Below are 14,115 nucleotides of genomic sequence, written 5' to 3' on the forward strand. Positions count from 1 at the left end.
TTGATGCCTTTTTCAGGAGCAGGTAATGAACCAACAAGAATATCTCCGCCGTCGCCTGGCTCTGCTGGACAAAATGGCGCCCGGCAGCGCGGCGATTCTGTTCGCCGCGCCGGAAGTGCAGCGCAACGCGGACAGCGACTACCCTTACCGCCAGAACAGCGATTTCTGGTATTTCACCGGTTTTAATGAACCGGAAGCTGCGCTGCTGCTGATCAAGAGCGACGAAAATCACCACCACAGCGTGTTGTTTAACCGGGTGCGCGATCTCACCGCCGAAATCTGGTTCGGTCGTCGTCTCGGCCAGGAAGCCGCGCCGGCTAAACTGGGCGTGGACCGCGCGCTGCCGTTCAGCGAAATCGGCGAACAGCTGCATCTGCTGCTCAATGGTCTGGATGTGGTCTACCATGCACAGGGGGAATACGCCTATGCCGACAAGCTGGTGTTCGCCGCGCTGGAAACCCTGCGCACCGGCGGCACACGCAAGGGCTTTCGCGCGCCGGCCACCCTGACCGACTGGCGACCGTGGGTGCACGACATGCGCCTGTTTAAATCGCCGGCAGAAATCGACATCCTGCGCCGCGCCGGTGAAATTAGCGCGCTGGCCCACACCCGTGCGATGGAAAAATGCCGCCCCGGCATGTTTGAATACCAGTTGGAAGGGGAAATCCACCACGAATTCAACCGCCACGGCGCACGCTATCCGTCTTATAACACCATTGTCGGCAGCGGCGAAAACGCCTGCATCCTGCACTACACCGAAAACGAATGTCAGATGCGCGACGGCGATCTGGTGCTGATCGACGCCGGATGCGAATACCAGGGCTACGCGGGCGATATCACCCGCACATTCCCGGTCAACGGCAAATTCACCCCGGCGCAGCGCGCAATTTACGATATCGTGCTGGAATCGGAAGTGCGCGCTATTGAGATGTTCGCGCCGGGCCGTAGCATCCGCGAAGTGAATGAAGAAGTGGTGCGCATCATGCTGCGCGGCCTGATCAAACTCGGTATCCTGCAAGGCGATGCAGATACCCTGTTCGCCGAACAGGCGCACCGTAAGTTCTTTATGCACGGTCTGAGCCACTGGCTCGGCATGGATGTGCATGACGTTGGCGACTACGGCACCGCTGATCGTGGCCGGCCACTGGAGCCGGGCATGGTGCTGACAGTAGAACCGGGCCTGTACATCGCGCCGGATGCTGATGTACCGCCGGAGTATCGCGGTATTGGCATTCGCATCGAAGACGATATTGTGATCACCGCAACCGGCAATGACGTGCTGACCGGAAACGTAGTGAAAGATCCGGATGACATCGAAGCATTGATGGCAAAAGCAGCAGCAGGATACGCCTCATGACGGTCATGATTGTCGGCGGCGGAATGGCAGGCGCAACGCTGGCGCTGGCGATCTCCCACCTGTCGAACGGTCGGGTTCCGGTAGACCTGGTCGAAGCCCGCTCGCCGCAAGAGCACCAGCACCCCGGTTTTGACGCCCGCGCCATTGCGCTGGCCCAGGGCACCTGTATGCAGTTGGACGCTATCGGCGTCTGGCAGACGTTCGCCCCCGTCGCCACCCCCATCACCAGCGTACACGTCAGTGACCGGGGTCACGCAGGGCGGGTACGGTTGCAGGCCAGCGATTACCGGGTACCGGCGCTAGGTCACGTGGTTGAACTACACGACGTCGGCAAACGATTGTTCTCGCTATTACAACAGGCGCCCGGCGTGCGATTGCATTGCCCGGCAACGGTAGTCAGTATGCAGCGGGAAGAGAGCAGCGCGTCACTGCAGTTGGACAACGGTACCCTGCTGAGCGGGCAACTGCTGGTGGCAGCCGATGGCTCTCACTCCCGGCTGGCACAGTACGCCGGTATCCAGCGGCAGCACGCGCCTTACGAACAGGTGGCTGTCATCGCCAATGTCACCACCGCGCAAGCACATCAGGGCCGCGCCTACGAGCGCTTCACCGAGCACGGTCCGCTGGCGCTGTTGCCAATGAGCAAAGGCCGCAGCTCACTGGTGTGGTGCCACCCGCTATCACAACAGACCGAGGTGGATAGCTGGAGCGATACACAGTTTCGCCAGCAGTTGCAGCGGGCGTTTGGCTGGCGGCTGGGGGCGATAACCCAGGTCGGCGAGCGTCACAGTTATCCGCTGGCACTCTCGACCGCCAGCCGGCACATCAGCCACCGGTTGGCGCTGGCAGGCAATGCGGCGCAAACTCTGCACCCCATCGCCGGGCAAGGGTTCAACCTCGGTTTGCGCGACGTGATGACACTGGCGGAAACCGTGGTGGCCGCAGTCGAACAGCAGGAAGATCCGGGCAGCCAAATGGTGTTGCAACGCTATCAACGTCGCCGCCAGCCAGATCAGCACACCACGGTAACCTTGACCGACGGGCTGGTGCGCGTCTTCTCCAACCGCCTGTTTCCGATGGAAGTCGGGCGGAATCTGGGGCTGATGGCGATGAATGGCCTGCCGCTGCTGCGTGACGTGCTGGCACGGCGTACGCTGGGCTGGGTGGAACGTTAATACAGACAGGAATTCATGCTCTATGCAATCATTTGATGTGGTCATCGCGGGTGGAGGAATGGTCGGGTTGGCACTGGCCTGTGGTTTGCAAGGCAGCGGCCTGAGCGTCGCGGTGCTGGAAAAGCAGGCGGCCACGGCACCATCGGCAACCGGTCCGCACGCGCTGCGCGTATCCGCCATCAATGCCGCCAGCGAAACGCTGCTGCGTAAGCTCAACGTCTGGCCGGGCATTGCCGCACAACGGCTAAGTCCCTACAACGACATGTACGTCTGGGATAAAGACAGCTTCGGCAATATTCGTTTTTGCGGTGAAGAGTTTGGGTTTTCCCACCTCGGCCACATCGTCGAAAACGATGTCATCCAGTGGGCATTGTGGCAACAGGCAGCCCAATCGCGGGATATCACTCTGCTGGCGCCCGCTGCGCTGCGGCAGGTAGCCTGGGGCGAAACGGAAGCCTTCATTACACTGGAAGACGGCAACATGCTCACTGCCCGGTTGGTGGTGGGAGCAGACGGCGCACACTCCTGGCTGCGCCAGCACGCTGATATTCCACTCACTTTTTGGGATTACGGCCATCATGCGCTGGTCGCCAACATCCGGACTGAACAGCCGCACGGCGCTACCGCCAGTCAGGTATTCCACGGCGACGGTATTCTGGCATTTCTGCCGCTCAGCGACCCGCATCTTAGTTCGATAGTCTGGTCGCTGCCGCCAGAACGTGCCCGACAAATGTGCGAGCTGCCTGCCGAGGAGTTTGCCAGACAACTGGCAATCACCTTCGATATGCGGCTGGGGCTGTGCCAGTTAGAGAGTGACCGCCAAACCTTCCCGCTTACCGCGCGTTATGCCCGCAGCTTTGCGGCTCACCGGCTGGTGCTGACGGGCGATGCGGCACACACCATTCATCCGCTGGCGGGTCAGGGCGTCAACCTCGGTTTTATGGACGTGGCGGAGCTGATTGCCGAACTCAAACGGTTACAGGCGCAAGGTAAAGACATCGGCCAGCACCTGTATCTGCGACGTTACGAACGGCGTCGCAAACACAGTGCGGCCATGATGCTGGCGAGTATGCAGGGCTTTCGTACCCTGTTCGCCGGTTCACACCCGGTTAGCAGCCTGCTGCGTGATATCAGCCTGAAGCTGGCGGACACACTGCCAGGCGTCAAGCCGACGCTGGTACGTCAGGCGATGGGGCTTAACGATCTCCCTGACTGGCTGAACCACGCCAGTTAACCTGAAGTAAAACTATTAACCTGAAGTAAAACTATTAACCTTAAGTAAAACTATCGGGCTGCGTGCGTTCATGGCGCAGCCCACACATTACAGCCCACGTATCAGTAATCAACCAGTGGCTGCTTTTCATCAGCTTATTTCCTTCCCGCCAGCATTTCTGCATCCTGCTTCATAAAAACCATCTGACTGGTTACGTTTAATCTGTGCAGTGGTAACAAGGAAAATAAGAGCAGCCCTTTCTTTGAGTATATCGCCGAATAATAAGAAAACATGAAAATATAAATCCACCGAGCGCATAATAAATATTCATCGCTACCACCCCCTGAAATAACGAAATAAATAAAATGATAATGAATTGAAATAAAATAATCGATATTCCAGTCACTTGAACGATAACGAATACAGTTGGATGTCATCAACATCGCAAAGAAAACCACGCCAATTATTTCCATCACATAAGATAACACCTTAATATTTCATTATGAAATTATCCAATCCGCAGAAAAAAAAACACCACACCCCTGTCACAATAGAGCATAAAAATTAATATCCACCGCATTAAAAAAACACCATTTGAAATTAGTAGCAATTAACTTATCAGATAAATAATAACGATAAGCAATACTCGAACACCGTAATTCAAAGGCGTATACTGCCGGCAAAGATGAACGTGATTATTTAAGGAGAGTGAATTATTCACTGTTCATCTTTTCTTTTTTGTTCTTAAGGAGAAATACCATGCAAGCTCGTACTATTAAGGAAAAAATCATACTGGCAGTGGTGGTTGGCATTATTGCCGGCATCATTTGCGCGATTGCCAAATTTGGCTGGGAAATCCCCTTCCCGCCTCGTACTCCGGCAAGGGATCTCACCAACCCGCCTCAGCAATTATTACAGCAGCTTGGCATGTCGTTTGATCTCTCCCACCTGACATATCTGTTCAATGGTAACCCACGGCCTATCATGAGCTTCATCATGCACTTCGGCTTCTCAATTACCTTTAGCGTGCTTTATTGCGTAGCGGCGGAATTCTGGCCACGCATCAAACTGTGGCAGGGTGCGTTCTACGGCCTGGTGCTCTGGGTGGTGTTCCATGTCGTGCTGCTGCCATTATTCGGCACTGTACCTGCGCCATGGGACCAGCCATTCGCCGAACACTTTTCAGAAATTTTCGGCCACATGTTCTGTTTCTGGGTAGCGGAGCTGGCACGGCGTGACCTGCGTAACCGTATCACCCATCAGTCAGAAGACAACACATTGACCACGCAACACGCGCACTGATATCACGCTCTGATTATCTGGTTACCTAACCCCTAACTCTGATTAGGGGTTTTTCATATCCTCTCGCCCGTTTTTTCCTTCGGCCTGCCAGGCTTTTCCCCCACCACCAACCTGTAACAGGGGAACCGTTCCACCTGGCACCTAAACCAAAACATCCTACAGTCATTTCATGACGCAGGAAGCGTCATCATGAAATAACTAAGGACACCGCAATGATGCCCATTTATTTTCTTACGTCTTCGTATGTTCTGATATCTCGCCACGTTTTTAGCCGTGTCTGCATGGTTGGCATATTACTGCTGCTTTGCGGCAGTGCTCGTGCGCTCACACCTGATGATGCCCGACATTTACTTGAACGCACCAGCTTTGGCGCCAGCAAGCAGGATATTGCAGCCCTGCTGCCGCTTTCCAGAGAGCAGGCGGTATCACAGTTAGTGGCATCACTGGATAAACCGCACTATATTCAGCCACCCGCTTATATTTCCCGGCCTCGTCCCAATTACTGGGACAAAGACTGGGAAAAAGAGCAGGTGGTGTTTTACCGCATCAATGAAATTCATCAGTTACAAGACTGGTGGATGCAGGAGATGATTGAAACCCCCGCGCCATTCGCCGAGCGGCTGACGCTCTTCTGGCACAATCACTTTGTTTCCCGTTTCCAGAACACCCGTATTTCCGCGCCTTTTTATGATCAACTGCTGCTATTTCGCCGCTGGGGCGGCAAAGATTTTCGCCAGTTACTGAAAGGGATTTTGCGTGATCCAATGATGTTAAGCGGATTGGATAACGTGAAAAATACCCGTACACACCCCAATGAAAACCTGGCCCGTGAATTGATGGAACTGTTCACGCTGGGTGTCGGCCATTACAGCGAACAGGATGTAAAACAGGTAGCGCGCCTGCTGGCCGGGCATACTGTCGCTCAGAATGACGGCTGGCGCTATCTGGTCAATGAGCAAGAGCGCGACATCGGGGAAAAAACGATCCTTGGGCAATCGGTAGCAGGCAATGCCAGTGACGAACTGGATCAGTTAGTAGAGATATTATTGCGCCAGCCCAGCACCGCCGAGCGCATTGCCGGAAAATTCTATTATGAGTTTGTTTCCATCACACCGAATGACGAGGAAGTGCACAGGCTGGCGGGGATATTGCGCGACAGCGATTATAACTTGCGGGCGCTACTCAACGCGCTGTTATTAAGCGAAGCATTTTGGGCACCGGAAAACCGCGGCAATTTAATCAAATCTCCGCTGGATGTGATTGTCGGGTTTGCCCGCACCTTTCGCCTGCGGATGCCCGATTACCGCATCCTCACGGACTATGCCGCTGTGCTGGGGCAAGAGCCATTCAGCGCGCCGGATGTTTCCGGCTGGAAAGGCGGCCTGAACTGGTTAAACAACAGCCAGATCACCAACAGAAAACGTATCATTGAACGGCTGTGGATTGCCGTTAGCCAGTCATATCGGCTCGCGGACGAGTCTGCTGACGGATTGCATATTCGTTTCAGCTCCGAATACCGACAGGTTCCCGCCACGTTCAGTGTACGCGTCAACCAGCAGCCTGTCGGGACGATTACCGCCAAAGCCGGCTTGCTCACACAAGGTATTGAGAAAGCCTCTAACGAATCTGCGGCCATGAAACCTATGTGGGAAAATGCCACTATTCCCAGCGCCGCACTGCCGCCGCACCCGCAAACCGTCACACTCGGTTTTGCGCTGAAAGACGTGGATACCCATCTGTTCATCAACTGGATAGCGCTCAACGGCAAGCGTTATAACCCATCAAGCGCGCGTTGGGTAAAAGCGGTAGCAGGCCGCTGCCCGAATGGGGTGCCGACCGGTGCTTTTTATTGTGATGCCGAGCTGGAGTTCTCGTTAGATAACACCGTCAGCACTGACCGCGCCTCGCTGGAAGACTTACAAACACCACTGAACTTCAACATTGAATATGGCACGGCACGGTTACAGCTACACCCTCAGCCTACGGTGACAGCAGATACGCCGTCATCCCCTTTGCCACTACTTCCCCCGCTGATGCCCGCGCTGCCTGATGATGTCGCCTCTGTGATGCAAGCGGCATCTGCCAGTCAGCTCAGGGAATTACAGCAGCAGATGTATCGGATTCTGAGCATAGACCCGGCCTATAACCTGAAATAATCCGGAGTGATATATGACGACTGCACCTGACTATACCCGCAGAAATTTGCTGAAACTGTTTGGCGCGTTACCATTAGTCTCGCTGTTACCTGCCCCTGTGCTGGCTGAAAACCTCCAGGCATTACGCCAGCAAACCGGCCAGCGCAGGCTGATCATCGTCGAGTTGTTTGGCGGTAACGATGCGCTTAATACCCTGATTCCCTATCGTGACCCGCTTTATCGTCACTATCGACCCAATCTGGCTATTCCGGCCAAACAATGGCTCCCTCTCAACGATGAATTCGCTTTTAACTCCGCGCTCGCCGCGCTGGAAACGATTTATCAGCATGGGGAACTGGCTATCATCCCGGATATCGGTTATCCCCATCCCACACTGTCGCATTTTGATGCCACGACTATCTGGAATACCGGTTATACCGATCCCACACGACATTCAGGCTGGGCAGGCCGCACGATTGCCGCCAATCAACGCTGGGCCAGACACCACGATGCGGATGGGATTGTGTTCTCAGGTTCGCCAGATTTTATCCAGCAAGAGGGGGTGCACGCCCTCGAACTTCAGGACACCAGTACGCTGCTGTCTGACGAGCCAATGCGCTTACAACCCGACGCGCAGACAAGCAGCGCCGCGTCACATTACCTGCGAACCCTGATAGAAAATCACCAAAATATCAGCCAACGCATTCGGCAAAAACTCAATCGCCCCAATCCGTTTGAACGATTATTCAACCCCACGCAGTCAGGCTACATGGAACCGGTTTACATTCAGGGGGCGCAGTTGCTGTGGCTGATCGCCTGCGGCGTTGATACCCCGGTGCTGAAATTAGGCATGTCGGGCTTTGATCTGCATTCACTGATGCATGAACACCATAACCCTCTCTTGCAACAACTTGCCCGGCTACTGACAGGATTGCGTCAAGGGCTGATGGATATCGGCACCTGGAACGACAGCCTGATTCTGGTGCAATCAGAATTTGGTCGCAGGCCGCAAGAGAACGCCTCCGGCGGTACGGACCACGGCTCCAGCGGCGTCGCTTTCTTACTCGGCGGCGTCCTCAACGGCGGCATATATGGAACACGCTCAGACCTTGCCAAACTGGATGAAGCGGGCAACCCCGTCTTTACCACCGATTTTCGCCACCTCTACTCCAGCATTGTGACGCAGTTCTGGCAATTGCCTCATAACCCATTACAGCAGGAAGGTTTTTCCCCTCTGGCTTTGCGCTTCTACACCTAACGCCATCATGACGACAAGGATGACTATCATGAATCACGATGCCACTGCACGCCAAATCAGGAACGACGCATACAGCAGTACTGAACCACAAGATGTTATTCACGAGCACGTATCGGATGGGGAATTGATATACACAACCTCGTTGCCTGACGTATGCGATATTCTGGTGTGCGTTACCCTGTATAACGAACCACCGATTGCCCTTAACAACACATTGGCGGCATTATTTCGCAGCCATACATTGACTTACGGTGATGACCCGACGCCGCCATCATTGGTGATTTGCATCATCACCGACGGTGAGTCTGCATTGCATCCTGACACTCGATGCTGGCTGGCCTCGTCAGGTTTCACGCTGTCCGATTCCTCAGGCACGCCAGCGCCCCATAAAGGCAGCCACAATTGTTTGCACGTTCAACGCAGCCGCAGCTCTGACAGCCAACCGGTTGGAAAGATTTCCACCTCGCTCAAGCCTTACTGCAAAAAGTCTCTGCCCCAACTGCTACTGGCCGAGAAACGAGACAACCGAGGGAAACTGGATTCGCACAACTGGTTTTTTCGCCATCTTTGTCGTCTAATCACCCCGCGTTATGTGCTGCAAATCGATACCGGCTCGATTCCTGATGTCGCCTGCCTGTACAACCTGTATCACTATCTGGAACAACATCCTGATTGTGCGGCACTGGCAACGCATACCCTTACCGCGATGCCGACCGACACCAGGCTGCTGACAAACTGGCAATACAGTGATTTTCTCTGGGAAAAACTCACCGACTGGCCGGTGAGTCAATGCCTGGGCTATATGGATGTGATTCCCGGTCAATGCAGCCTGATACGCTATGCAGCATTGGTCGCCCCCGGCCCGCAGGGTTCATGCCCTTTACAGCACTACTTGCGCGGCCTGCATCCCAAAGGGCTGCTGGAACACAATCAATTTCTGGCAGAAGATCGCGTACTAGGGTTTGAACTCATCAAAGATACCCCTGCCACCACGGAGTACCTGCCATCAGCCAGACTGGAAACGGATGCCTGTTCCACACTGGGGGAACTGATGCGCCAGCGCCGTCGCTGGATCAACAGTACTCTGGCGGTTCGCTTCGCCACCTTGCTGGAGTTGCCTGCGCTTTGGCGTAATGCATCGCTCTCACGTCCCCGAAAACTGCAGATTACGTTGGCCATACTGTGGCATTGCAGCTCGCTGTTTACCTTACTCCTTACCCCTACGCTGCTGAGTATGTCAGCCGCAATCAGTATGCCGCAGCTGTTATCAACCACATCACAGGAGATGACAGCCTATCTTTGGGCAGGCAGCGTATTATTACTGTGGTTTGGAGTAATGTTCCTAAGCCGATCATGCAATATCAACACCGCATCAGGGCTTATGCTGCATCAGATTGCGATGATTATCATAGGACTCTCGACGACCTTACTCACCCTTTGTAGCCTGATCACTTATCCGCTGGCGATAATCATGTTACTTGCAACGCCATTGCTACTTGCCGCTATCGTTTCACCCGATAACCTAAGCGCATTGTGGCGTATGGCAATTTTCTATTTACCCAGTTTGCTGTTTTTCCCGTTATATCTGACCACTTACTCTCTCGCACAGTTCAGTGATGTCAGTTGGGGAACCAAAGGGCTTATCCATCTCACCGCCAATAAAACTTCAATGCGCTGGCAACGAGCACGGGATAAAATACTGTCGGGATGGTTGATGACGAATGTGCTGCTTACCCTGACCCTGCTGCATACAGGAGAGCGTTTCAGTCTTTGTTTTGCCTCTGCATTGATTGGTTTTATTCTGATACGCTATGTTATTGCCGCACTGTGTCACCACTTTCTTACGACAACCGCCCCTGTCGTTACCAACACTCACCACAACCAAACCGGTAATCATGGTGATGGCATAATTAATGGCAAACCGGCAAAGTAAGATAGTGACTCAAAAACCCTAAAAGGGCCGCAGCATTAACAACCTGTTCAAATCATAGATAAAAAACCTAACCCCATGAGCCGTGGACACTGCTACTTCACGGCCATTATCTTGCGTAAGGCACGACTGGTAATGCCAAAATCCCTGGCAATTCTTTCCTGACTCACGCCCTGGCTTAACAATGATGTGACGGCAATATGCCTGAGTTTCAAATAAATTCCCCAGGACGAAGGAATGTCCAGGGCATTATCAGGCATTGAGTGGAACAGCATTTTTTCATGGGTCTTTTCCGACAGGCGCATCCCCACTCGCTGAACAAACAGAGGATAATTCCTGCTGATATAAATTCGACACCCTCCGTGGCTGATAATAAACTCGATCATTTTATCAAAACCATCATTCTCAATAATTTCTGACACAACCCAAGGCAATGAAGAAAGTACCTTCACTTTATTATTTAAATAAAAATCATTAAACACCACAAAGCGGGGGTCATTTAAATCAGGCAAACCAGAAAATATACTGCGAAGAATACAATAATCCACGCCACCTCCTTTTTTCAAAAGGCGTAACCGACGGATAAAAAATAAAAATTAAATAATAAACATCCGAAATCAAATATAGGAAATAAATAAAAAATGAACTTAAAATCCAGATGACAATATATTTCCACAGAAATAACACGATGAAAACATAAAAAACAGCAAAAAAAGAAAGGCAATGGGAAATAATAATATAAACAATATAAATGGATTATTATAATAAATACTGGATCATAACTGGAAATTACCAAACATCAGTGAGAGAGTTGGCAAAATAATCAACTTAGAGAGAATTATTTACAGGGTCAAAAAAGACCTTATAACCAAATCATTCATTTTTTGCCTTCTGGCTCCTGGCTCCGCTTACTCCTAACTATTACCGCTCAGCCTCGTCACCTGGGAAAGCTGTTTTTCCAGGCGGTTACCGGCCAGCAGCATTCATCTCCATTCCTCATGTACCCTACGTATTTATACACTTCTCCTTTATTTTTATATCTTTTTAGGAATTAAAAATAATTTTTTATACTTTTACACCCTTATGACACCCCCCTAGAGTACATAGCTATGACTACACTTCTTCTAAGCTAAATTTTTTGAGGACTCAGGGAATGGCAACATTATATCCGGCACCTCCGACAAGCAAAACATCACGGATAGCTTTACTTATCGCAGCGCTGCTGTCTCTGGCAGTAAGCGCATCGCCTTTTGCCAACGCGGCAGACGCGACCGCCACACCCGTGTCAGGCGGTACGTTGAATATCGGGCTGGGCAGCGACACCCCGGTTATCGATCCGTCCATTACCGCTTACTCTGTCGCCGCGCTGGTTGCCCGCAACGTGGTGGATTCACTGGTAGGTCAGGCAGAAGACAACCGTTTTACCCCCTGGCTGGCTGAACGCTGGGAAATCAGCGACAACAATACCCGCTACACCTTCCACCTGCGTAAAGACGTGACGTTCAGCGACGGCACCAAACTGGATGCGGCAGCAGTAAAATATAATCTGGACCGTATTCTCGACCCCAAAACCACCTCCAGTTACGCAAAATCCCTGCTGGGACCGATTGATAACATCGCCACACCGGACGACTACACGGTAGTGATCAGCTACAAAAACCCGTTCGCTGCGCTGTTACAAGGTTTGAGTCTGCCTTTCCTTGGCATTCAGTCGCCGACGTACCTGAAAAATACGCCGAATACCAGCAACACCCTTGTCGGTTCTGGTCCGTTTATTCTGGAGTCGTTCATAAAAGGCAGTGGCAGCCGCCTGAAAAAACGCCCGGATTACCATTGGGGACCGGGTTATGCCGCACACTCTGGCCCAGCTTATCTGGATAAAATCGAATTCAAATACCTGCCGGAATCGTCAGTGCGCCTTGGCGCGCTGAGCAGCGGCCAGGTACAGGCGATTGACGCCGTCCCCCCCGCCAATGCCGCCGCACTGAAAAAAGACCCTCGTCTGGAATTGATCACCCGCGAGAACCCCGGCGTTAATCGCGTACTTTATCTGAACACCTCCAAAGGCCCGTTCCAGGACGTCAACATACGCCGCGCCTTCTTGCACGCAGTGGATGCGGCATCGGCGACAAAAGTCGCGTTCTTCGGCACCCTGAAAGCCGCGGACAGCATTCTTGGCCCGTCCACGCTGTATTACGACAAATCAGCCGCCGCACTGGGTGGTTTTGACCTGAAAAAAGCCAACCACCTGCTGGATGAAGCCGGCTGGAAAACCAAGGATAGCGACGGTTACCGCACCAAAGACGGCAAACGCCTGACTGTGAATTTCGTCTATAGCACCGGTTCTTCAGAAGCAGCGGAAATTACCCTGTTTCAGGCCGTGCAGTATCAGGTGAAACAGGCCGGTATCGATCTCCAGCTCAGCCCGGTGGACAGCGGGGGCTTTATCAGCCGCACCAATGACAATGACTATGATATCGCCTCTAACTACTTTGTACGCGCCGAGCCGGATATCCTGCGTACGGTGTTCGACTCCAACTACATTCCGCCCAACGGCAACAACTTCAGCCGCATCCACTCGCTGGATGAGCCGTTGAGAAAAGCCATCGGCGCCAGCGACGCTGAGCGTAAGCAGCTTTACAGCGCTATTCAGCATGAACTGCTTGATCAGGCTTACGCGGTGCCGCTGTTTATCCCGGCCTACCAACTGGGGCTGTCGAAAAAAGTGCAAGGCATCAGTTGGGCCACTAACGCGAAACCGAACTTCTATGATGTCTGGATTAAACCGTAACCGGGCCGTCACGGCCCTCCAGCGACTCTTCACCATCGTGGCGGTGCTTTGGGGCGCCGCCACACTGACGTTTATTGCCGTTAAACTGATCCCCGGCGATCCGGTGGCGATCTTAAGCGGTGGCGATAACGTGGTGGATGAGGCGTACCGGGCAGCACTGATCAAACAGTTTGGACTCGATCAGCCGCTGTGGATGCAATACCTGCGTTACTGTGGACAGGCGCTGCAAGGCGATTTCGGTGTCAGCTATCAATACCGGCAGCCGGTAGTCACATTGATTGGTGACGCCATGCGGGAAACCATCCAGCTTGCGATTAGCGCATTAGCACTGGCATTGCTGCTGTCGGTTATCAACGCGTTGCTCACTGCCGGTCGTCACGCCCGGCTGCGGGCATTGCTCTCCTGGCTGGAGCTGACGCTGCTCAGCACGCCGGTTTACTGGATCGGCATCGTATTGCTCAGCGTTTTCAGCTTCCGGCTACAGTGGTTTCCGGTGATGGGCAACGACGGGTTGATATCGCTGGTGCTGCCGGTCATCACGCTGGGTCTGCCGCTGGCGGCGCTGTTAAGTCAGGTGCTGCGCGACGGACTGGAAGAGGCGCTGTCGCAACCGTTCGCGCTGACAGTGCGTACCCGCGGCGTTAGCGAAACCTGGCTGCGCTTGCGGCACGGTTTGCGCCATGGCGCGCTGGCTGCTTCAACGCTGACCGGCACGCTGCTGGCGGGCGTGTTGAGCGGTTCGGTGCTGACCGAAACCGTGTTTGGCCGCGCCGGCATCGGCCAGATTACCCTTCACGCCATCGAAAGCCGTGACATGCCGCTGGTGCTGGGGCTGGTGATGCTGTCCGCGCTGTTATTTGTGGTCATCAACCTGCTGGTGGATGCGCTGTATCTGCTTATCGATCCCCGTTTGAGAAAAAAGGCGAACGCCCATGAGCAGTGAACCGTTAACCT

The 14,115-nt window shown here is 53.4% G+C and carries 11 protein-coding genes; 9 read left to right on the forward strand and 2 right to left on the reverse strand.

Translation table 11 applies throughout. From position 1 onward, the window contains the following. The first annotated feature begins 25 nt into the window (after positions 1 to 25). Genes pepP through ubiI form a run of 3 tightly spaced genes read left to right on the forward strand, consistent with a single transcriptional unit; the run spans position 26 to position 3,766 of the window. Positions 26 to 1,357 (forward strand): Xaa-Pro aminopeptidase, encoded by a 1,332-nt coding sequence (pepP, locus tag Dpoa2040_RS04370; RefSeq protein ID WP_168640423.1) that lies wholly within the window; start codon positions 26 to 28, stop codon positions 1,355 to 1,357. Further along, positions 1,354 to 2,532, forward strand: coding sequence for a 2-octaprenyl-6-methoxyphenyl hydroxylase (gene ubiH, locus Dpoa2040_RS04375; protein ID WP_168640424.1), 1,179 nt, complete (start codon positions 1,354 to 1,356; stop codon positions 2,530 to 2,532). Before pepP ends, ubiH begins: the two co-directional genes overlap by 4 nt. 22 nt (positions 2,533 to 2,554) lie before the next feature. Then, entirely contained in the window at positions 2,555 to 3,766 is a 1,212-nt protein-coding gene (ubiI, locus tag Dpoa2040_RS04380) for an FAD-dependent 2-octaprenylphenol hydroxylase (protein WP_168640425.1), read from the forward strand. 134 nt (positions 3,767 to 3,900) lie between these two features. Here ubiI and Dpoa2040_RS04385 read toward each other — a convergent pair whose 3' ends face one another. Further along, complete coding sequence (locus Dpoa2040_RS04385) at positions 3,901 to 4,221, reverse strand: hypothetical protein (RefSeq protein ID WP_168640426.1); 321 nt, start codon at positions 4,219 to 4,221, stop codon at positions 3,901 to 3,903. A 283-nt stretch (positions 4,222 to 4,504) separates the two neighbouring features. Here Dpoa2040_RS04385 and Dpoa2040_RS04390 point away from each other — a divergent pair, with 283 nt between their 5' ends. The 4 genes from Dpoa2040_RS04390 to Dpoa2040_RS04405 all read left to right on the forward strand — a co-directional run bounded on the left by Dpoa2040_RS04390 (position 4,505) and on the right by Dpoa2040_RS04405 (position 10,373). Beyond that, entirely contained in the window at positions 4,505 to 5,047 is a 543-nt protein-coding gene (locus Dpoa2040_RS04390; RefSeq protein WP_042868288.1) for a DUF1440 domain-containing protein, read from the forward strand. 281 nt (positions 5,048 to 5,328) lie between these two features. Continuing rightward, positions 5,329 to 7,203 (forward strand): DUF1800 family protein, encoded by a 1,875-nt coding sequence (locus Dpoa2040_RS04395; RefSeq protein WP_246867244.1) that lies wholly within the window; start codon positions 5,329 to 5,331, stop codon positions 7,201 to 7,203. A 13-nt stretch (positions 7,204 to 7,216) separates the two neighbouring features. After that, on the forward strand, positions 7,217 to 8,440 hold the full coding sequence (locus tag Dpoa2040_RS04400; protein WP_168640428.1) for a DUF1501 domain-containing protein: 1,224 nt from the start codon (positions 7,217 to 7,219) through the stop codon (positions 8,438 to 8,440). Positions 8,441 to 8,468: 28 nt separating this feature from the next. Beyond that, positions 8,469 to 10,373 (forward strand): addiction module, encoded by a 1,905-nt coding sequence (locus Dpoa2040_RS04405; RefSeq protein WP_168640429.1) that lies wholly within the window; start codon positions 8,469 to 8,471, stop codon positions 10,371 to 10,373. A gap of 92 nt (positions 10,374 to 10,465) precedes the next feature. Here Dpoa2040_RS04405 and Dpoa2040_RS04410 read toward each other — a convergent pair whose 3' ends face one another. Then, complete coding sequence (locus Dpoa2040_RS04410) at positions 10,466 to 10,918, reverse strand: hypothetical protein (RefSeq protein WP_168640430.1); 453 nt, start codon at positions 10,916 to 10,918, stop codon at positions 10,466 to 10,468. Positions 10,919 to 11,523: 605 nt separating this feature from the next. Here Dpoa2040_RS04410 and Dpoa2040_RS04415 point away from each other — a divergent pair. Together Dpoa2040_RS04415 and Dpoa2040_RS04420 are read left to right on the forward strand one after the other, a co-directional pair. Then, on the forward strand, positions 11,524 to 13,161 hold the full coding sequence (locus Dpoa2040_RS04415; RefSeq protein ID WP_168640431.1) for an ABC transporter substrate-binding protein: 1,638 nt from the start codon (positions 11,524 to 11,526) through the stop codon (positions 13,159 to 13,161). Continuing rightward, entirely contained in the window at positions 13,139 to 14,104 is a 966-nt protein-coding gene (locus tag Dpoa2040_RS04420) for an ABC transporter permease (protein WP_168640432.1), read from the forward strand. The genes Dpoa2040_RS04415 and Dpoa2040_RS04420 overlap by 23 nt, the downstream gene beginning before the upstream one ends. Positions 14,105 to 14,115 lie beyond the last annotated feature (11 nt).

The organism is Dickeya sp. CFBP 2040, assembly GCF_012273755.1.
Taxonomy (GTDB): Bacteria; Pseudomonadota; Gammaproteobacteria; order Enterobacterales; family Enterobacteriaceae; genus Dickeya; species Dickeya poaceiphila.